We start from the raw sequence: 20,260 nt of genomic DNA on the forward strand, positions 1-20,260 counted from the left end.
CAATCTAATATTGTAAGAAAAGCGGGAAGCGCCTTGATCAGCCCCGAAAAGCAAATGCTTCGAAACCCAGAAAGTCGTTCTTTGACTTTTGGGGTTTCGAACATTTGACCTCGAGGGTCAGAACGCTTGCGCTAGACATTTTTCGAAGTCCGAAAATGTTGTGCTTTCTTAACTTGTAAAAAACACAGAAAAAAGGGGAAGATCCCCTTTCTTTAGAAAATTAGATTCTTTTTGCGATTAAAGCAACCCAATCTTCCATCAATAGTGTTTCGATAATTTCAAATCCAGAATTTGTTAGTGCATCCTTCACATCTTGTTTTTTCTGTTGGATGATACCCGAGGTAATAAAATAGCCGTCCTTTTTAATAATTCTTGCGGCTTCATCTGTGAATCGAACAATGACTTCAGCTAAAATATTGGCAACAATTCCATCTACTTCTTCCTCTACCCCATTAAGAAGATTTTTTTGCGAAACTTCTACAATATCTTGAACCTTATTAAGTTCGATATTCATTTTTGCTGTTGTCACAGCTACTTCATCAAGATCATAAGCTGAGATTTTACTTGCTCCAAGCATTGCTGCAGCAATACTTAGTACGCCTGATCCAGTCCCAACATCAATGACTTTATCGCCCTTTTTAACCGTTCTTTCTAAAGCCTGGATACACATAACTGTAGTGGGATGTGTTCCTGTTCCAAAAGCCATACCTGGATCAAGTTCTATAATAAGCTCATCACTGTGAACAGGTGTATATTCTTCCCAAGTCGGTACAATCGTAAATTTTTCAGAAATTTTCACAGGATGATAGTATTTTTTCCACGCTGTTGCCCATTCCTCTTCATTTACTTCACTTATACTAACTTTATTTAATCCAATATCAATATTATGCAGAATTAGACCATTGATCGCCTCTTTTATGCCATCAACCGTTTCACCTAAAAAACTATTTAACGGGATATAAGCTTTAATGATTACACCTTCATCAGGATAATCCTTTGGATCAAGTTGGTAGATCTCACCAAACTGGTCTTCCCTTTCTTTCGTTAAGTCAAATGGATCTTCAATTACTACACCACTAGCCCCTGCCTCATGCAGTATATTCGAAATTGGTTCAATCGCTTCATTTGTCGTATGAATGCTAATTTCTGACCATTTCACATCCGCCAACTCCAATCCTTTAGTCACCTTTGAAGGCACGTTTTACTTTCGAGAAAAAACCTTCCTCTTGCTCACCATGTGGAACACTACCACTAATTTCTGCAAACTCTGTTAAAAGTTGTTTTTGTTTTTCTGTTAGTTTAGTCGGAGTCACAATTCGGACAAGGATATGTTGATCACCCACACCATAGCCTCGAACATTAGGAACTCCTTTTCCTTTTAATCTAAATTTAGTACCTGTTTGTGTTCCTGCTGGGATTTTAAGTTTAATTTTCCCTTGAATTGTTGGAACCTCAATTTCGTCACCTAAACTCGCCTGAACGAAAGTGATTGGCATTTCACAATAAATATCATCGCCATCCCTTTCGAAAAACTCATGTGGACGAATATGGAATACAACATATAAATCACCTGCTGGACCACCATTTGTACCTGGCTCACCTTGACCAGCGACTCTCAATTGTTGGCCATCATCCACACCTGCAGGAATTTTCACATTGATTTTTCTTCGTTTTTTTACTTTTCCAGTTCCACTGCAAGTATTGCATTTGTTCTTAATTTCTTTTCCAGTACCATTACAATAATGACAGACTCGTCGATTCACAATTCGGCCAAAAGGTGTATTTTGTTCCACGTTCAATTGACCAGAACCTTTACAGTGGTTACATGTTTCAGGTTTAGTCCCCGGCTTTGCACCTGAACCGTTACAAGTATCACATGCTTCTTCGCGTGGAATTTCAATGTCCATTTCTTTGCCAAAAACAGCTTCTTCAAAATTGAGTGTCATTGTATATTGTAAATCCGCCCCTTGTCTTGGAGCATTTGGATCTCTTCGTCTCGTTCCTCCTCCACCGAAGAATGAGTTGAAAATATCCTCAAAACCGCCAAAACCTCCACCAAAATCAGAACCACCAAATCCTTGATTAGGACCTGCATGACCAAATTGATCATATTGGGCTTTTTTCTGGTCATCACTTAAAACTTCATAAGCTTCAGCAATTTCTTTAAATTTATCAGCGGCATCAGCTTCTTTGTTTATATCTGGATGATATTGTTTTGAAAGTTTACGGTAGGCTTTTTTTAATTCGTCTTTTGAAGCACTTTTACTTACTCCAAGTACTTCATAGTAATCCCTTTTACTCATCTTTTCCACTCCCGATTCGTTTCACATAAAGATTATTTTATCATAAAGCATAACACTTAGAAAAGTGGAAGCACGTTAGTACAACGAAAAAGTCAAAGCCATTTTAAAAAACTGACTTTGACTTTTCATTAGGCAAGGCTTATTTGTCGTCTTTTACTTCTTCAAATTCTGCATCAACTACGTTATCATCTTTCGGAGCACCTTGTGCAGCTTGTGCTTGCTGTTGAGCTTGTTCATATAGCTTCACAGTAAGATTTTGAACGATTTCTTGAAGTGCATCCTTTTTCGTACGAATTTCTCCAAGATCGTTTTTCTCGATAGCTTCCTTAAGAGCATCTTTTGCTTCATTTGCCTTAGCAATTTCAGCTTCATCCACTTTGCCTTCAAGGTCTTTCATCGTTTTCTCTGTTTGGAATACTAATTGGTCAGCTTCATTACGTAGTTCTACTTCTTCTTTACGTAATTTATCCGCTTCTGCATTTTCTTCCGCTTCTCTTACCATTCTTTGAACTTCATCATCTGAAAGGCCAGTAGATGATTTGATGGTGATTGCTTGTTCTTTATTTGTACCTAAATCTTTTGCACGAACATTTACGATACCATTTTTATCAATATCAAATGTAACCTCAATTTGTGGAACTCCACGAGGTGCCGGTGGAATATCAGTTAATTGGAAACGTCCTAAAGTTTTATTATCCGATGCCATTGGGCGTTCACCTTGTAAAACGTGAATATCAACAGCTGTTTGGCTATCAGCAGCAGTAGAGAATACTTGTGATTTAGATGTAGGGATTGTTGTATTACGTTCAATTAATTTTGTAAATACAGATCCCATTGTTTCAATACCTAAAGATAATGGTGTTACATCAAGTAGGACAACATCTTTAACATCACCGGAAATAACCCCACCTTGAATAGCGGCACCCATAGCAACAACTTCATCTGGATTAACCCCTTTAGATGGCTCTTTTCCAGTTTCTTTTTTAATTGCTTCCACAACAGCTGGAATACGAGTTGATCCACCAACTAGGATAATTTTATCGATGTCAGAAGGATTTAAACCTGCATCACGAAGAGCTTGGCGTGTAGGGCCCATGGTACGTTCAACAAGGTGAGCTGAAATTTCATCAAACTTCGCTCTAGTCATTGTTACATCTAAATGTAACGGACCAGCTTCTCCTGCTGTGATGAATGGTAATGAAATTTGTGTAGAGGTTACTCCAGATAAATCTTTTTTCGCTTTTTCAGCAGCGTCCTTTAGACGTTGTACAGCCATTTTATCTTTTGACAAATCAATGCCGTTTTCTTTTTTAAATTGTTCAACGAGGTAATCCATTACAACTTGGTCAAAATCATCTCCACCTAGACGATTGTCACCAGCAGTTGCTTTTACTTCAAAAACACCGTCTCCAAGCTCTAAAATAGACACGTCAAATGTACCGCCACCAAGGTCATAAACAAGAATCGTTTGGTCTTGGTCCATTTTATCTAATCCATAAGCTAAAGCAGCAGCAGTAGGTTCGTTAATGATACGTTCTACTTCAAGACCCGCAATTTTCCCAGCGTCTTTCGTTGCTTGACGTTCAGCATCATTAAAATAAGCTGGAACCGTAATAACCGCTTTTGTTACTGGCTCTCCAAGATAGTCTTCTGCATAAGACTTCAAATATTGAAGAATGATTGCCGAAACTTCCTGTGGAGTGTAATTTTTACCTTCGATTTCAACTTTATGATTTGTCCCAATATAACGTTTGATGGACATAATCGTATTTGGATTCGTAATAGCTTGGCGTTTAGCCACTTCCCCAACTTGTCTTTCACCACTTTTAAAAGAAACTACAGAAGGTGTTGTACGGTTACCTTCTGGATTAGGAATAACTTTTGGCTCTCCGCCCTCTAAAACAGACACACATGAGTTTGTTGTACCTAAGTCAATACCAATAATTTTGCTCATGAATTTATCCTCCTCTTATTTATGTAAGTCTTTACTGACTAACTTTTACCATTGCAGGTCGAATCACTCGATCCTTTAACTTATAGCCTTTTTGGAATTCTTCTAATACGATTCCAGAATTAGTATTCTCAGCTTCAACTTGCATAACAGCTTGATGTAAATGTGGATCAAATTCTTTTCCAACCGCATCAACTGCTTCAACACCTTCTTTATTAAGAGCTTCTAGTAGACTTCGATAAACCATTTCCATACCTTGAAGTAAGGATTTGGCTTGCTCATTATCTACTGGTGTTTGCAATGCACGTTCGAAATTATCCAAAACTGGTAATATGTCAGAAATAATATTTTGTGCTCTATATTTTTGATTCGCTTCAAAATCAAGTTTTGTACGTCTACGGAAATTGTCGAAATCAGCTTGTAAACGAAGATAACGAGTATCAGCCTCTTCTAGCTTTGCTTCTAGTTCCTTTTGAATGGTTAACTGCCCAGTTTCTTCTACTTCTTCAGCGAAAACTTCCTCAATTGTTTCTTTCGTACCTTCTACTTCTGTTTCCATTTCAGCATTTGCTTTTGTTTCTTCTGTTGCCAACTTACTCACCTCCCTTAAAAGTAGTTATCATTTATTAAAGATTTAAGGGAGAGCATGTCTCCCACCCTTTAATCAATATTTCCACGGCTATTTACTTTGATACAGTTTCGTTAAAACAGATGTTAGATCATTGCTAATAAATTGGAGCAAACTAATTACTCTAGAGTATTCCATCCTGGTTGGTCCAAGGACGGCAATAGTGCCCAGTGTTTCAGTTCCTATTGAATAGGTTGCTGTGATTAAGCTACAATTCTCCATTGCCGAATTATTATTCTCTCGACCAATTTTCACATGGATACCAGATTGCTTTTGACGGATAAAATTATAAATCCATTGTTCCTGTTCAATCATATTAAGTAAGCTTTTCACTTTTTCAATATCATTAAATTCAGGTTGGCTTAGCATATTTGTTTTTCCGCCATAGAACAACTTTTCATTTGGGGCGATCGTTAAAGCATCTGCAAAAGTATTAATGATTAAATCATAATTTTCGATGTGCTGATGCAATAAGAAAGCCACTTCTTTATAAATTTTATCTGTCAGATCTACAATTGGTACGCCTACTAATCGATCATTTAGAATATTGACCATTTTTTCTATTTCATTCATATTCATGGTCTTTGGGAAATGAAACATTCTGTTTTCGACATGGCCCGTGTCCGTAATAATGATGGCTACAGCTGTCTCCTGATTCAACGGAACAATTTGTATTTTCTTCAGTTTATTCACATTGACTGCAGGTCCTAATACGATAGAAGTGTAATTTGTCATTTCCGACAAAATTTTTGCGGACTTTTGAACAATTTTTTCTAATTCATATATTTTTTCCGCAAAGATCGATTTAATTTTCCCGACATCATGCTGATTCAATGCCTGAGGAGAAACTAAGTGATCAACATAATAGCGATAGCCCTTTTCAGACGGGACTCTCCCTGAAGAGGTGTGCGTCTTTTCAATGTACCCCATCTCCTCTAAATCAGCCATTTCATTTCTAATCGTAGCCGAACTAAAGGAAATTTCCTCTTTTTTCGACAGACTTCTAGATCCGACAGGTTGAGCAGAATGGATAAAATCATCCACAATAACTTGTAATATCAGTAATTGACGATTCGTAAGCACATTTATCACCTCTGTTAGCACTCACCAGTAACGAGTGCTAATTCTAATAATAAATTATCAAAAAGGTAGGGAGGATGTCAATCATTTAGATACCTATAAAGGATTGAAAAACTTCATTCCCTAAAAATATTCCTTGCTTTGTGAGGTAAATTCGATCATTATCGATCTTTAGTAAGCCGCGCTCCTGTAATTCTTTTATTGGTTTTGAAAAATATTCCACTGGTGATACTCCATATTTCATTATGAAAGTAGCATTCGATACTCCATTTATTTTTCTCAAACCTAGGAACATTTCCTCTTCCATTTGTTCTTCTTTCGTTACAAAATGATCTTCCATAATTGGAAGCTGAGAGTTTTTCAATGGATCAGAGTATTTCTTTAAAGGACCATAATTAGCTTTTCGATATCCATTTATATAACTGTGTGCGCCTGCACCAAAACCGTAATAATATTCATTATTCCAATATGTTAGATTATGTTTACTTTCAAAGCCTTTTTTTGAAAAATTACTTATTTCGTATTGTTGATAGCCATTTTTAGCCATTTTATCTATTAATGTATCGAACATTTTGGCTTCCATATCTTCACCGACAAGAGGAAGTTTGCCTTTTTTCATTAGATTATAGAAAACCGTTTTCGGTTCGATAATTAAAGAATATCCAGAAAAATGAGGAATATTTAATGAAAATGCTGTTTCCAGCGTTTCCTCAAAATCTGATAGTGTTTGTTCAGGAAGACCATATATTAAATCAACACTAATGTTTTCAAATCCTGCAGTCTTCGCCCAGTCAATCGATTGAAAAACGTCTTCAGGTCTATGAGATCTTCCGATTTTTTTAAGTAATTTTTCATTAAAAGTTTGAACACCAAAACTGATTCGATTGACGCCTGCATCTTTTAGGATTTGAAACTTTTTCAAATTTAGGTCGCCTGGATTGGCTTCAAAGGTGAATTCCGTTTCCGAATCAACTGGCAACTGTCTTTGAATGATTTCACATAAGTGGACTAACTGATTTTCAGATAAAGCTGTTGGTGTTCCGCCTCCAACAAAAATGGAATGAAGCTTTTTTGTTGGTGTCTCCTTCAACGTTAAAATCATTTCTTGTTCCAGCGAGTCTAAATATTCTCCCACAGGCTGGTCTTTTAGGAAAACTTTATTAAAATCACAGTAGTGACAAATTTGCTGGCAAAATGGGATATGGATGTAAGCAGCTTGAATCACTATAATCACAACCTTTAGTAAGTATTAAAAAGAGGCTAGCGCCGCTAACCTCTTTAAAAGGAAATTATTTTTTAGAGTTATTGTCGTCCATTTTAAGTACTGCCATAAACGCTTCTTGTGGAACTTCAACAGATCCAACTGACTTCATGCGTTTCTTACCTTCTTTTTGTTTTTCTAATAGCTTCCGCTTACGGGAAATGTCTCCCCCATAACATTTAGCCAAAACGTTTTTACCCATCGATTTGATCGTAGATCGTGCAACGATTTTCTGACCAATCGCCGCTTGAACCGGGACTTCAAATTGTTGTCTAGGAATTAGTTCCTTCAATTTCTCAACAATGATTTTCCCGCGTTCATAAGCAAAATCATTATGAACGATAAAGCTTAGTGCATCCACTTTTTCAGAATTCAAAAGAATATCCATTTTCACAAGCTTCGATGGTTTATATCCAATAAGCTCATAGTCAAATGAAGCATAGCCCTTTGTGGAGGATTTCAATTGATCAAAGAAATCATAAACAATCTCTGCCAAAGGAATTTCGTATACAATACTTACTCGATTGGAATCTAGATATTGCATATCAATAAAAATTCCGCGTTTCGCTTGGCAAAGTTCCATGATAGCACCAACAAAGTCATTTGGAGTCATCATCGTAGCTTTTACATACGGCTCCTCTACTCTGTCAATCTTTTGTGGGTCAGGCATATTCGATGGGTTGTCCACATTAATCTCTGTTTTATCTGTCATAATCACATGATAAATAACACTTGGTGCTGTTGTAATTAAGTCGATTTTAAATTCGCGTTCAATTCGCTCTTGAATAATTTCCATATGAAGCAAGCCTAAAAACCCACAACGGAATCCAAATCCTAGTGCTTGGGATGTTTCGGGCTCAAATTGAAGTGCTGAATCGTTCAATTGAAGCTTCTCTAATGCATCACGTAAATCATTAAATTTTGCCGTATCAATTGGATAAAGACCGCAATACACCATTGGATTTAACTTTCGGTAACCTGGAAGAGCTTCAGTCGCTCCATTTTTCGCATTCGTAATTGTATCCCCTACTCGAGTATCTCCTACATTTTTGATTGCAGCGGTTAAGAAACCTACATCACCAACGGTCAATTCATCTCTTAAAGTGGCTTTCGGTGTAAATACTCCAACTTCATTTACTTCAAATTCTTTGCCAGTGGCCATCATTTTGATTTTGTCTCCGACTTTAACGGTTCCTTCCGTTACTCGGATATAGGCAACGACTCCACGATAGGCATCAAATAAAGAGTCAAAAATTAGCGCTTTTAAAGGTGCATCTGGATCTCCCGTTGGAGCAGGAACTTGTTTAACAACTTGCTCTAAAATGTCCTCGATTCCAATGCCTGCCTTAGCTGAAGCCAAAACGGCTTCGGAAGCGTCAAGACCAATAACTTCTTCAATTTCCTTGCGAACTTTTTCCGGATCTGCACTTGGCAAATCAATTTTATTAATAACAGGAAGTATTTCAAGATTGTTGTCTAAAGCTAAGTAGACGTTTGCTAATGTCTGTGCTTCGATCCCTTGTGCAGCATCCACAACTAATACAGCACCTTCACAGGCAGCAAGACTTCTGGAAACTTCATAGGTGAAGTCAACATGTCCTGGGGTATCGATTAGATGGAAAGTATACTCATCACCATCTTTTGCTTTATATTTTAATTGTACGGCATTTAATTTGATGGTTATTCCACGTTCACGTTCTAAGTCCATGGAATCTAGTAATTGATCTTTCATTTCACGGGAAGTTAACGCATTTGTTTTCTCCAAAATACGGTCAGCCAATGTTGATTTCCCATGATCTATATGTGCAATAATAGAAAAATTACGTATTTTTGATTGTCTTTGCAGTTTTTCTTCTCTATTCATTAAAAAGCTTCACTCCTACTTTACGACCAATTTAAACTATTTTTGATTATATCAGTAGGTTTATGAAGATTCAATAATTACTACAAGTATTGTAAATATACATCTCACTTTACTAATTTAAAGCACTGGGGGACTGTCCCCCAGTGCTTTAAATTAGTAAAGTGTATTTATTTTTCCATTAATGCTCGTAGTCCTCCGCTTATAATCGTTGAGATTTTCTTTCCTAGGTCTGAAAAAAAGTTATAGGCTTTCAGTTCTTCTAGCTTTTGTTTTTTTGATTCTATATCGTGACTTGTCACGTCATTACCTAATACTGAGGCGTGCAACTCACCTGATTCCGTAGTCTGAAGGGATAAAGCACTTTTAAACTTTGGATCTTCGTAGCCTTTCATTTTTTGGATTCCGATATTTGCTTGCTGCATCCCGAATAATACCGAAAGAAACATGAGGGACGCTATGAGCAAGCTTTTAAATAAAAATAATTTCAATGTTATCACCTTAATTCGGTATTATTGGGCTTCTGCCTCTTGCTCAATTGGGGAAGTAACTTTTTCTGCCTGCCAATAATACTCACTAAAAATATCTGCTAACGCATCTGCTGTGCGATATAATTCTTCAAAAGTATTATCTACTCCACCAAATTCGATTAAGATAGCTTTATTTGACAAATCTTGATTAAATTTACCATTCGTTAACTTGCCCTGTTTCGCAGTAACTGCACGACTTAAACCTGGGTACTTTTTATTTAAACGCTGATGCAATTCTTTTGCTAATTTAAGATTTTGCTCATAGTTGGCATGTTCCGCACCAATAATAAAGGCAAGATTCGCATATGATTTACCATTTATGTTTGTAGTTGTAATATCTTTTCGATGGCTATCACGATGAATATCAATAAAATATTGTAGCTCTCGATTTTGTGACATTGCCGTTTGAACTACTGGTCGCGATTCTTGATAGGCTTGACCAAAGACCATTTTCTTTTTGTTTAAATTTCCCATTACATCCGTTTTACTTACTTCCGTACCAACCCCATTAGCCTCAAGGCTATCTTTCAATCTGTCACCAATTTTTGTTACATTCACCTTTGAATGATAGGCTCGATTTGGATCTGTTTCACCTTTCAAATAAGGTAAATAAGACTCTCGATTATGTGTAAAGTAAACAAATACCACTTTCCGTTCCCCTGTAGTCAAAGCTGGAGGTGTAGGATTTGTATCTTGTCCGGCGGACTCCACATCCTCTAAATTTTGAAGGGCTGCTTCACTCTCCGCCTTCATAACTTCTGTTGGGGGGGCCGATTCTACTGGCAGATTTGTATAGTTTACTCCTTTATCTGCTACAATAATTTTACTATCAAATAGCGAAAATCCAGGTAATTCCCTTCCTAGTAGGCTTCTGGGATCATTTAAATTGATATTTGTGGAAAGTTTTAATAATAGGTTGGTTAACTTAGGACTACTATTTTCATTCGGTAAAGCCGCTAAGAAATAATGATTTTCCCATCCTAACACTTTATAAAAAAGATCACCTGTTAAATTATTGGCCGCATGGTTAACAGAAGAAGAAGTTAACCGATATTGTGGCTTTAGAGAAGTCAGCAATCCACTAATGGAAAATACCAAAAATAAAAAAAGTACGAAAGTTAATATTAATTTCAATATGCTAGTCCCTTGAATGGAAATGAGTGTTCCAGTGGACTTACTATTTCTCATGTTCCCACCTCTTTTCGCAAGTCTAGTAAAACATATGACTTTGCTAGAGAAGCTAGAACCATTTTTTAAATTTCTTATCGAGTATAGAATCCTGTATTTTCTTGATTTACCTTTTTATGAAGGGCAGCATTTAATCCATTGGCAATTAAATTAGCCATATCTTCAATAAATACATCTACTTCTTTTGGCGTTACCATCAAGTTATGTCCAAGTGGGGAAAGAACCTCATAAATCAGCCTTCTCTTTTCATCATCAGGCAATGTTCCGACCATTCCTAAAAATGTTTTTCGATGCTGTTCTTCAGGTAGATCCTCGTCCGTTAATTTCCTCTTCTCACCAAAGCTCATTCCTGCTGGTGCGAGTGCCCTTGAGGGTCGATTACCTTCTTTCATCTCCTTACCAAAATGTTTTAAGATAAAGTCAATCGTATCACTAGTAATGGTTGCAGCATCAACCACAGTTGGAACTCCTATAGCGATTACCGGAACACCTAGTGTTTCTTTACTAATTTCCTTACGTTTATTCCCCACTCCAGATCCAGGATGGATACCAGTGTCGGAAACTTGTATCGTTGAATTCACTCTTTCAATGGATCTTGAAGCGAGGGCATCGATAGCAATAACAAAGTCGGGCTTTGTTTTCTCAACGACTCCAAATATAATATCACTCGTTTCGATTCCCGTGATCCCCATTACACCCGGTGACAGAGCACTAACTGGGCGATATCCTTCCTCTACATTCTCTGGTTGAAGCTGATAAAGATGTCTCGTCACTAATAAATTTTCGCATACAAGAGGACCTAATGAATCAGGCGTGACATTCCAGTTACCTAATCCTACGACTAAACAAGAAGCTTTTTCAGTTATCCCTAATTCTTTTATAAATCTAGAAAATTCTGAAGTAAACACTTCTTGAACGGTTTGTTGCAGTTCTGTATCTTGTTGGCGAATGCCGACTGCTTCCATCGTTAAATAACGTCCTGCTTTTTTCCCAATTGCTGTTTCTCCCTCTTTGGTAATTTCAACCAAGGATACCTTAATCCCATTTTCTTCTTTTTCCTTTATAATGACGCCCTCAATTTGCGAAATATTTTCCTGCTGTTGTACACTTCGGTCAGCAATGACCATTTCACGCGCCTCAACAGCTAAGTCTGTTCTTATCGAATACTTGCTTAAATCCACTTGTTCATTCATAAACAGCAATCCCTTCTTACGAAAATGAAAACAAACCTTTTCCTATTTTTGCCGTAATAGCAAAATATCATTCATCTAATACTAATCAATAACGTTATTTTCGCTAATGGTATTGCATAATATCGTTGCTTTTGATAGAATATCCTTTGTTCTCTATTATTAATAATGTAAGTGAAAGTCGAGTTATATAGTCTCGGGTTCTTATTAGGAGGTGAACGAAATTGCCAAATATTAAATCTGCTATTAAGCGTGTAAAAACAAGCGAAGTGAAAAAAGCTCATAACGCAACTGTTAAATCTACAATGCGTACTGCTGTTAAGAAAGTTGAAGCTGCGGTTCTTACTAACGATGAAAACGCAAAAGAACTTTTCAAAAATGCTTCTAGTAAATTAGACAAAGCTGCTCAAAAAGGACTTGTCCACAAAAAAGCTGCGGCTCGTAAAAAATCTCGTCTAATGAAGAAATTGAACGCTGCTCAATAATTTTTCATCGAAAAAAGATCCCAAGCTTTGGGATCTTTTTTTAGCTTAAAGAATTTAATTTGAAGAAAATCATTTCAATGATCATTGTTTTATTTAGACTACCTGTTTTCATTTGGTAATCAGCTTCTGCAAACAACCGCATCATTTCTACTAATTCTTTATCTGTAAATAGACTCGCTTGACCAGCAGCTAGTTTAACTCGGTAAGGATGTTGTTTGATTGCACTTGCTATTTGTTGTTGCCCATAGCCTTTTCTAGCTAATTCCTTCACTTGATAAATTAAGCGAAATTGGCCCGCTAATAAGGCTAAAATTTTTAATGGTTCTTCATTTTGTTTCAAGAGATCATAATAAATTCGAAGTGCATCCTCTGTTTTTCGGTGAACAACCTTATCTACAAGTTCAAAAATATTTTGTTCGAGCGTTTTCGATACGAGTTTTTCTACTGTTTGCAAATCTATTTTCTTTTCGTTCCCTACATACAGGGACATCTTATCTATTTCATTCGTTAGTACAAATAAATTTGTACCTGCAATAGCTATCATTTTATCTAATGCTTTTTCTTCCATTTGAACTCCATTAACAGAAATTCTATCTTTTATCCAATTTCTTAATTCTTGATCATTTAATTTCTTTGCTTCACCCATCACAGCATTTCTTTTCAGCTCTTTTGTAATTTTCTTCCGTTCGTCCAATTTTTCGTATGGAGCTGCCAAGACAACAATTGAATAAGGGGGAGGGTTGGAAATATAAAGTTCAAGTTTACTTATATTATGTTCCACTTTTTCCTTTGTTTTTTCACTTGTTAAAAACACTGGATTCTGTAAAATAATTAATCTTTTTTCTCCAAGAAAAGGGAATGTTTCAGCATCCTCTAAGGCAACTTCAATTGGTATTTCCTCTAAATCGTATGTAGAAAGATTGAAATCCTTTTCATCTTCATTCAAAACATGATTAATAAGAAGTTGAATGGTTTCATGGATAAGAAAAGACTCTGATCCATATAATAAATAGAGTTGTGCAAATTCTCCTTTTTTTATTTGTTTCCAAATATCAATAATCATTTATACTCTCCGTTCTAACATTTCCTTCTTACTATCGTAATGAAGAGATGACCATTTGACAAGTATAAGGAGCAATGTAAGTCTTTCCTAACATTAAAAGGGAATTGACACCCAGTTAAGTCAATTCCCGTTCTATTATAAACGCCAGCACATAAGACCTAGGAACTTATCTGCCAGACGGTATGTCTTGTTTGTAATCTTAGCATATGTTTAACCGGAAAAAGTATTTGTGACAAGTCTTGTCATTTATAGGAATGGTTTATTTGAATGGAATTAAGATAAGCGTAAAGCTTCTTAAGTTGGACAAAATTAATATTGAAATACTTTTGAAAGCTAGATTTTTTTTATTGTTTCGCTTATACTAAGAAGGAAATAGGAGGGGTAGACTGTGAATGAATTTGAAAAGAATGTTCAAAGCAAACGTAATGATGCAATAGATTCTGGAATGGGATTTATCGTTTCTTTCGGATTCTTTGCGACCATGTTTATTATTGCAACAGTCATTAAAGTAGTTGGATCATAATCAAGTAGTTCTACATATTAGAGCTTGCGGGACTGCATTTTTCATGCAGTCTCTTTTCATTTCTAAAAGATAAATTATACATTATATTATGGGAATGCTTTATAAAAGGTTCCTTTTTCTCTTTTAAAATAAAAAGTAATTCCTCCATGCCTATCCGTTCTTAAGATATTACTCCCTTCTTCTTCTAATATTTTTAATACTTCTGGATGTGGATGTCCAAAACGATTTTGTTCGCCAACAGAAATAAGCGCATATTTCGGGCGAAAATACTCAATAAATTCTTTAGAGGTTGAATTTTTACTACCATGATGCCCAACTTTCAAAATATCTATGGTAATATCGGGATAATTTTCGATAATTCTTTGTTCCCCTTCCTTTCCCAAATCTCCCGTAAACAGCCATTTAGAGCCACCTATTTTTGCATTTAAAACAATTGAACCCTCATTTTTGTCGCCACTATAATTTTGAGGCGGAGAAAGAATATGAAATTCATTATTGTTAATTTTCCATGCCATCCCTTCATTCACATAAGTTACCTTAATATTTTTCTCTTTCGCTATTTTTAATAATTCCATTTCGAATGACGATTTTTCTGTATTATTGGATGGTAATAATAAGTTCTTCACCTTTATTTCCTTTAATAAAGCAAAACTTCCACCTATATGATCCATATCACCATGGGTCAGGATTAATAAATCGAGTATGTTAATTCCTTTTGATTTTAAAAATGGAACAAGAACATCATGTCCTACATCATATTGATTCTTCCTTTGTCTCCAATCGCTAACAGAGAAATTCAGGCTTCCGCCAGTATCAATTAAATAATTTCCTTTGTTTTTCGGAAGTTTAATGAGTATACTATCCCCTTGCCCAACATCTAATAACGTAACCTCACCAAGAGAAGAAAAATGAGGAGAAAAGAGATGAGCTCCTAATACCATCCAAGGCAGTACGACCCTCCATCTTAAAAAATGGAACTTTTCCCACGAATAAAAGGACAATAAAATACTTACTAAATATAAGATAAGAAAAGGGACAGAAGGTTTTCCTGGACTGGACATCGTCCAACTAAATGAAGAAATAAATTCTGCCAATTGATCACTTTTTTTGATCAAAAAAGAAAGCAACAGTGATAGAAAATCAAATAAATCATTAGAGAGAAATTGAATGACAAAGATCAATATAAGTCCCGGTAGAAAAATAAAAGAATAAAGCGGGACAAAAATCATGTTTGCTACAATAGATAAAAGAGGGATTTCATAGAAATGAAACAACAAAAAGGGAAGGGCTGATATTTGGGAAATATAAGATGTGGTCATCATTTTAATAAAATTCGACCTTATCTTTGAAGCAATGGATAAAGATAAAAGCAAAGAAAATGTAACGATATACGATAATTGAAATCCAATATTGTATATAATCATTGGATTAATTAAAGTTAACAGTAAAAAAGATAGGCATAATCCATCAATAGACTTAAGTATAAAGGGGAATTTAATATTTATGATAGCTAAAATCATCATAGTCATAATAACTGACCGATTCACAGATGGGGAAGCTCCGGTTAGAATAGCATAAACTGGAAGGAGCATTATTAATATTCTTGAAAGCTTTTCCCTTACAAAGCCAAGTCGAATTCCTAAATAGAAAATCAAACCGACTAATAATGCCACATGTAACCCTGAAATAGAAATTAAATGGATGACACCTAGCTTTTGATACGCTAAAATTGTCTCTTCTTCTAAAAACTCTCTAGAACCAAAAATGAGCGCTGCAGCTAAGGGGGCGGTTTCCTTAGTAAAATTTCTTTCGATATTCGTTATGCCTATATCACGAAATCTTTTAATTTTGTCCAATAAATTTATCTTTCCTCCCCTACAATTTTCCACCCTCCAGTTAGTAACCTGCAATTCCCAAAAAATATTCTTCTGCTTTAAATACTCCTGATAATTAAAGGCGTTTACATTTCTTGAAGGACTAGGAATTTCTAATTTACCTTCTAAAATACAAATATTTTTTACCATTGATTTATTTTGGAGGATTTTTTTCTCTGATTCTGAAGCTATTTTGTAGGATAAAACAAGTTTTTCTTTACTTACTGAGTCAATTACGACCGCTCGGATACTTTTTCCATCAATCTTCATTTCATCTAAAAATTGAACTTGAAAATGAGTTTTTTCGCTAGGAAGTATGGTTTTGTTGTGATATAAGAAGTAAGAGCTAACAATGAAATAGAGGATATAGACTAGGGTTAAAAATAAGATTTGTTTTTTGGGGATTTTTTTCACTAAAAACCAAAAAAGATAAAGAAGGAATAAGCCAATTGACCACATTCCTTCAAACGTACTGATAATCCCTAATAGAGCCGAGAGTGAAATAAAAATCAAATTTCCTTTCATTTTTGTTCCTTTAAAACGGAAAGAGTTTTATCGTTTAACAGGACTTGTTCAGTCTTTACCCCCGCCTGAGTAAATAGTTCCAATGCATAAGGGTGATTTTTATAATCCTCTGCATAATAAACTGTTTTAATTCCAGCCTGAATAAGTGCTTTGCAACATTGTAAACACGGAAAATGAGTGACATAAATATCTGACCCCTCCGTTGGCACCCCAAATTTTGCACACTGAAGTAAAGCATTCATTTCTGCATGAATGGTCCTTACACAATGATTATCGATAACATAGCATCCTTCATCAATACAATGGACTCCACCCGCGATGGAACCGTTATAACCACCAGCAATGATTCTTTTGTCTCTGACAATCGTGGCCCCAACTGTTAATCTCGTACATGTACTTCTTAAAGATAGTAGCTGGCTTTGGGCCATAAAATACTGATTCCAAGATATGCGCTCCAACCTTGTCCCTCTTTTCTATTATTTTCTATTAGTCTACTCGATTTTATTTATCGTGGAAAGATATGATTTTATTTTACGGTAATAAGTGGAGCTAATTTTTCAAAAGTTTTTTCACCAATCCCACTAATTTTTTTAAGATCTTCAATTTTTTTAAAACCACCGTTAGTCTCTCGATACTCAATAATGGCTATTGCCTTTGAAGGTCCAATTCCAGGCAAATTTTGTAGTTCACTATCACTTGCCTTATTAATATTAATTAAGGTGCTTTTCCCGGAACTGCCCATTTCTTGAGATACACCACCTGCATCACCTAGGATTGGTACAAAAATGACCATTTCATCCTCGATATGCTCTGAGAGATTTACTTGGTTTTGGTCTGCATTTTTTGTAAAACCACCTGCTTTATGAATAAGATCAATCACTCTTTCCCCTTGAATTGCATGATATACACCTGGCTGGATTACAGCCCCTTTTACATCGACCATTATATTGACTGGTTCTTCTGGTACTTTAGTTACCGTAGATTCCACTTCCAATTGATCATTTTTAGATGAAGAAATTTCTTCAATCATCAATCCATCTTTATCATCTCCCCCAGTTAAATAAAAATAAAAACTTATAATAACTAAAATAATTCCCCCGAAAATTTTTATTTTATGAACAATTAACCAATCTTTCATTACTAACACCCTTTCATTTTGGTATAAATTTTTATAATCGTACATATGGTTATATGAGAAGTTTGCTTATGAAGGAGGGATAGGACAGTGGAGATAGGGATTATTGGTATAGGTAATATGGGGAGAATCTTGACCGAGGCAATGCTGGATTCAAATGCCGTTCCCCCTTCTTCCATCACAGTCACTAACCGCACAACAGCAAAAGCATTATTGCTTAAAGATATATATCCAGAAGTAACTGTAGAAACAAATATCGTTGAAGTGGCAAAACGAGCTGATCTCATCTTTATCTGTGTCAAACCATTAGATGTATACGGAGTGCTAAAAAGTATAAAGCACGTGCTATCAAAAGAGAAATGCATCGTTTCCATTACAAGCCCAATTTGTGTTACAAAGTTAGAAAAAGTAGTGGATTGCTCTGTTGCACGTGCGATTCCTAGTATTACCAATCGAGCGTTATCTGGGGTATCACTTTTAACATTTGGGGTAAATTGTGAGTCGCAATGGAAAGAAAAACTTACACAATTATTTACTCATTTTTCTGTTCCACTCGAAATTGAAGAGAATATTACAAGGGTATCCTCTGATATTGTTAGCTGTGGTCCTGCTTTTTTTAGTTATTTAGTACAGAGGTTTATTCATGCAGCGATAAAAGAAACCGAAATTGATCAGGAAACCGCTACAAAATTAGCAAGTGAGATGTTAATCGGATTAGGTGAGCTCTTAAAACAAGGTCACTACACTTTACCGACATTACAGGAAAAAGTGAGTGTAAAAGGTGGAATTACTGGGGTAGGGATTAATGTTCTAGAAACAGAGCTTGGGGATGTATTTGAACATCTATTTCAAGCAACGCACCGAAAATTCGCTGAAGATCTAGCACATATTCAACAACAGTTTTCGGATGAATAGCTTAGTAAGTATTTTGACAGACAGTTCTGTTTTTCCTTCTATTTTTTAAAAAGCTGACAAAAAAATTTGTCAGCTCTTTTTCTTTGCAATAAATAAAATTCTTTCTGATTCCATCGTTGGTGATTGATGCTCTAAATCCCCTAAAATGTGAAGGGTCTCAAAACCAGCCTGCTCCAACCACTTTATATATTGATTGATAGCGAAGGTTCTTTGAAAATGATATTCCTCAATTCGGTCATACTTTTCACTTGTAGCGTCCTTCACAAAAAAGGTAAGTTCATGCTCAACACTTAAAGGAAATTCCCCTTCGAAACAATTCCAAATATAACAAAGATTTTCATCATTAAGGGTAAAGGTTTGATTTTTAAAAATATGCTCCATTTTAAATTCCGAGTGAACATCAAAAAGGAATAGCCCCTGATTTGACAGATGCTTGTATGCTCCCTCTAACGTATCTACTACCTCTTGTTCATTAGAAAGATAATTTATGGAATCACAAAAGATGGTAATATAATCAAACGTTTCTAACCCTTCTAATTCAGCCATGTTCTGCTGATAAAAGGGGATATGAAAACCTGCTTCCTCCGTTTTTGCCTTAGCTATCGCTAGCATATCAGAGGAGAGATCAATTCCTGTAACTTCATATCCGCTAGATGCAAACCTGTAGGATAACTCCCCTGTTCCACAAGCAAGATCTAGAAGTTTTTTACCTGTGATTTGATGCTTCTTTCCGTAATAATCAGTAAGTTCTACCCACTTTTCATAAGGCATATCTTCCATTAACTGATCATATAGGTAAGCAAATCTTTCATATGTCATTTATTTAACTCGCTTCGTACATCTTCTGTTGGAGCATCTCCCCATAAGCGTTCAAGGTTATAATAGCTTCGCTCTTCTTTATGAAACACATGAACAACTACGTCTCCTAAATCAACGAGCACCCATCTTGCTTCATCAAACCCTTCCATTCTTTTAATCGAAAAGCCATTTTCTTCTGCCTTTTCTTTAATTTCTCTAGCAATCGATTGAACTTGCTTATCTGAATTTCCGTGACAAATTAAGAAATAATCCGTTATAACTGATATCCCTTTCATGTTTAAAACTAGAATATCCTCTGCAATTTTATCGTCGGCTGCTTTATAAACAACATTTAATAATGATTGATTACTCATCTATTTATCCTCCTATTTCATTACAAGGTCATTATAGGTAAGGAATGTATCTGGATAAATCGGCTGCTTTTTTTTCATTAAAAAAATAATCGTATTCTGGATTGATTTAATTAATGCATCTTGTAAGCTATTCTCTGCCAATTCTCTTACCTCTTCAACTCCTGGAAAATGACGCCCTGGTTCAATATAATCTGCAACATAAATAATCTTTTCTAATAATGTCATTCTTGGTCTACCAGAAGTATGGTATCGAATCGCATCGATGATTTCAGAATCAGTAATGCCTACTTCTACCCCAACTAAAAACGCTCCTACAGGTGCATGCCATAATTCTTCATTATATAAAAGCAAATCAGCAGGGAGGCATTGATCAATAATGATTTGCTTCATTTCTTCTTTTGGACGAAATTTTGCATAGTCATGAAAAATCGCCGCTATTTCTGCCTTTTTTTCATCTGCTCCAAATAGTTTAGCAAGTTTTATAGCCGTTTCCATCACACCAATTGTATGAACGTATCGATGCTCTGTGAGTTGTTTTTTTACTAGATCAAGGGCTTTTTCGCGGTTCATTCGAAT

At 35.7% G+C, this 20,260-nt stretch carries 19 protein-coding genes and 1 pseudogene; 3 read left to right on the top strand and 17 right to left on the bottom strand.

The window, feature by feature from the left end; all coding sequences use genetic code 11:
• Nucleotides 1-220 precede the first annotated feature (220 nt).
• The 10 genes from prmA to gpr form a co-directional block, all read right to left on the bottom strand.
• Nucleotides 221-1,159, bottom strand: a complete 939-nt coding sequence (gene prmA, locus ACFSO7_RS19335) for a 50S ribosomal protein L11 methyltransferase (RefSeq protein ID WP_377879003.1) — start codon at nt 1,157-1,159, stop codon at nt 221-223.
• A gap of 19 nt (nt 1,160-1,178) precedes the next feature.
• Nucleotides 1,179-2,303: a molecular chaperone DnaJ gene (dnaJ, locus tag ACFSO7_RS19340; protein ID WP_377879004.1), complete on the bottom strand. Its 1,125-nt coding sequence runs from the start codon at nt 2,301-2,303 to the stop codon at nt 1,179-1,181.
• Between the two features lie 139 nt (nt 2,304-2,442).
• On the bottom strand, nt 2,443-4,257 hold the full coding sequence (dnaK, locus tag ACFSO7_RS19345) for a molecular chaperone DnaK (RefSeq protein WP_377879005.1): 1,815 nt from the start codon (nt 4,255-4,257) through the stop codon (nt 2,443-2,445).
• A 31-nt stretch (nt 4,258-4,288) separates the two neighbouring features.
• Complete coding sequence (gene grpE, locus ACFSO7_RS19350) at nt 4,289-4,813, bottom strand: nucleotide exchange factor GrpE (RefSeq protein ID WP_377879489.1); 525 nt, start codon at nt 4,811-4,813, stop codon at nt 4,289-4,291.
• Nucleotides 4,814-4,933: 120 nt separating this feature from the next.
• Nucleotides 4,934-5,965, bottom strand: coding sequence for a heat-inducible transcriptional repressor HrcA (gene hrcA, locus ACFSO7_RS19355; RefSeq protein ID WP_377879006.1), 1,032 nt, complete (start codon nt 5,963-5,965; stop codon nt 4,934-4,936).
• An 85-nt stretch (nt 5,966-6,050) separates the two neighbouring features.
• Entirely contained in the window at nt 6,051-7,187 is a 1,137-nt protein-coding gene (hemW, locus tag ACFSO7_RS19360; protein WP_377879007.1) for a radical SAM family heme chaperone HemW, read from the bottom strand.
• 64 nt (nt 7,188-7,251) lie between these two features.
• Nucleotides 7,252-9,087, bottom strand: coding sequence for a translation elongation factor 4 (lepA, locus tag ACFSO7_RS19365; RefSeq protein WP_377879008.1), 1,836 nt, complete (start codon nt 9,085-9,087; stop codon nt 7,252-7,254).
• A gap of 167 nt (nt 9,088-9,254) precedes the next feature.
• A complete protein-coding gene (locus tag ACFSO7_RS19370) occupies nt 9,255-9,584 on the bottom strand; it encodes a YqxA family protein (RefSeq protein WP_377879009.1) in 330 nt (109 codons plus the stop codon).
• Nucleotides 9,585-9,596: 12 nt separating this feature from the next.
• Nucleotides 9,597-10,802, bottom strand: a complete 1,206-nt coding sequence (gene spoIIP, locus ACFSO7_RS19375; RefSeq protein ID WP_377879010.1) for a stage II sporulation protein P — start codon at nt 10,800-10,802, stop codon at nt 9,597-9,599.
• Nucleotides 10,803-10,876: 74 nt separating this feature from the next.
• Entirely contained in the window at nt 10,877-11,995 is a 1,119-nt protein-coding gene (gene gpr, locus ACFSO7_RS19380; protein ID WP_377879011.1) for a GPR endopeptidase, read from the bottom strand.
• A 221-nt stretch (nt 11,996-12,216) separates the two neighbouring features.
• Here gpr and rpsT point away from each other — a divergent pair, with 221 nt between their 5' ends.
• Nucleotides 12,217-12,477 carry a 30S ribosomal protein S20 gene (gene rpsT, locus ACFSO7_RS19385; RefSeq protein WP_377879012.1) on the top strand — a complete coding sequence of 87 codons (261 nt, stop codon included), beginning with the start codon at nt 12,217-12,219 and terminating at the stop codon, nt 12,475-12,477.
• Nucleotides 12,478-12,517: 40 nt separating this feature from the next.
• On the opposite strand, the gene holA is transcribed toward rpsT, so the two are convergent.
• On the bottom strand, nt 12,518-13,540 hold the full coding sequence (holA, locus tag ACFSO7_RS19390) for a DNA polymerase III subunit delta (RefSeq protein WP_377879013.1): 1,023 nt from the start codon (nt 13,538-13,540) through the stop codon (nt 12,518-12,520).
• Nucleotides 13,541-13,928: 388 nt separating this feature from the next.
• Here holA and ACFSO7_RS19395 point away from each other — a divergent pair, with 388 nt between their 5' ends.
• Nucleotides 13,929-14,063: a YqzM family protein gene (locus tag ACFSO7_RS19395; protein ID WP_377879014.1), complete on the top strand. Its 135-nt coding sequence runs from the start codon at nt 13,929-13,931 to the stop codon at nt 14,061-14,063.
• An 86-nt stretch (nt 14,064-14,149) separates the two neighbouring features.
• Here the strand turns inward: ACFSO7_RS19395 and ACFSO7_RS19400 are convergent, their stop codons facing one another.
• From ACFSO7_RS19400 to ACFSO7_RS19410, 3 genes and pseudogenes are all read right to left on the bottom strand, one after another.
• Nucleotides 14,150-16,462: a DNA internalization-related competence protein ComEC/Rec2 gene (locus tag ACFSO7_RS19400; RefSeq protein WP_377879015.1), complete on the bottom strand. Its 2,313-nt coding sequence runs from the start codon at nt 16,460-16,462 to the stop codon at nt 14,150-14,152.
• Nucleotides 16,462-16,920 (bottom strand): annotated as a pseudogene (locus tag ACFSO7_RS19405) (ComE operon protein 2); the annotation flags it as partial. The gene ACFSO7_RS19400 and the pseudogene ACFSO7_RS19405, both read right to left, overlap by 1 nt.
• A 68-nt stretch (nt 16,921-16,988) precedes the next feature.
• On the bottom strand, nt 16,989-17,600 hold the full coding sequence (locus ACFSO7_RS19410) for a helix-hairpin-helix domain-containing protein (RefSeq protein ID WP_377879016.1): 612 nt from the start codon (nt 17,598-17,600) through the stop codon (nt 16,989-16,991).
• An 87-nt stretch (nt 17,601-17,687) separates the two neighbouring features.
• Between ACFSO7_RS19410 and comER the strand changes: the two genes are divergently transcribed.
• Nucleotides 17,688-18,512, top strand: coding sequence for a late competence protein ComER (gene comER / locus ACFSO7_RS19415; RefSeq protein ID WP_377879017.1), 825 nt, complete (start codon nt 17,688-17,690; stop codon nt 18,510-18,512).
• A 69-nt stretch (nt 18,513-18,581) separates the two neighbouring features.
• Here the strand turns inward: comER and ACFSO7_RS19420 are convergent, their stop codons facing one another.
• Genes ACFSO7_RS19420 through yqeK form a run of 3 tightly spaced genes read right to left on the bottom strand, consistent with a single transcriptional unit; the run spans nt 18,582 to nt 20,254 of the window.
• Nucleotides 18,582-19,331 carry a class I SAM-dependent DNA methyltransferase gene (locus tag ACFSO7_RS19420; RefSeq protein ID WP_377879018.1) on the bottom strand — a complete coding sequence of 250 codons (750 nt, stop codon included), beginning with the start codon at nt 19,329-19,331 and terminating at the stop codon, nt 18,582-18,584.
• Nucleotides 19,328-19,684 carry a ribosome silencing factor gene (gene rsfS, locus ACFSO7_RS19425; protein ID WP_377879019.1) on the bottom strand — a complete coding sequence of 119 codons (357 nt, stop codon included), beginning with the start codon at nt 19,682-19,684 and terminating at the stop codon, nt 19,328-19,330. Before rsfS ends, ACFSO7_RS19420 begins: the two co-directional genes overlap by 4 nt.
• 12 nt (nt 19,685-19,696) lie before the next feature.
• A complete protein-coding gene (yqeK, locus tag ACFSO7_RS19430) occupies nt 19,697-20,254 on the bottom strand; it encodes a bis(5'-nucleosyl)-tetraphosphatase (symmetrical) YqeK (protein ID WP_377879020.1) in 558 nt (185 codons plus the stop codon).
• Between the last annotated feature and the right edge of the window lie 6 nt (nt 20,255-20,260).

This window comes from Bacillus sp. CGMCC 1.16607 (genome assembly GCF_042683745.1).
Classification (GTDB): Bacteria; Bacillota; Bacilli; order Bacillales; family Cytobacillaceae; genus Pseudoneobacillus.